This is a genomic window from Oleiphilus sp. HI0067, from assembly GCF_001635735.1.
In genome coordinates this window covers 1-767 of the sequence record NZ_LWFI01000253.1, presented here as the reverse complement: position 1 = coordinate 767, position 767 = coordinate 1, and the positions used below count along the sequence as shown (strand labels likewise).

General features: G+C 46.7%; 1 protein-coding gene. It reads left to right on the top strand.

Going from position 1 to position 767, the window contains the following annotated elements; genetic code table 11:
* Positions 1–767, top strand: a 767-nt coding sequence (rsgA, locus tag A3739_RS03255; protein WP_082878244.1) for a small ribosomal subunit biogenesis GTPase RsgA, incomplete at both ends; no start/stop codon positions are given.

The following is a 767-nucleotide window of genomic DNA, read 5'->3' as shown; positions in this document are numbered from 1 at the left end:
AAGTGATATGGCGACCCGGAGCCGACAACAGTGGAGTCATTGAAGCGCGTCTAGAGCGCAGCACTCTACTGCAAAGGCCTGATAACTACGGCCAACTTAAGCCAGTCGCATCGAATATTGATCGCATACTCATTGTCGTTGCGCTTGAACCAACACCTTTCGCCAACCTCATTGACCGCTATCTTGTGGCCGCCGAAACAACGGGCATTGAGCCAGCCATTCTGTTCAACAAGAGTGATTTGATTACCGATGATAATCGGGACTTTATTCACGGCTTGATGGATACATACAAAGCGCTCGGCTATGAAGTATTGCTCACCTCAGCAAATGACGAACAAGACTGTAGTGAAACACTCTTAAGCTGGCTATCGAATCACACAAGTGTGTTTGTAGGGCAATCTGGTGTTGGTAAGTCTTCACTTATTCGCACCATTCTCGGTGATCAATCTATTCGCGTTGGTGAACTCTCAGAAAACACACGAAAAGGCACCCACACCACTACGACCGCTAAATTATTTCACCTCCCACAAGGTGGCCGTTTAGTGGATTCACCAGGAATTCGAGAGTTTGGACTCTGGCACATCACAGAGGCTGAACTACTTGAAGGCTTCACAGAGTTCAGGCCCTTCATTGGTTATTGTAAATTCCGCGACTGCAAACACGAGCAAGAACCTGGATGCGCAATTCAACAAGCGTTAGAAGAAGGTAAAATTTCAGAAACCAGAATGCAGAGTTATCGCCATATCTTGTCTACACTAGACGACATA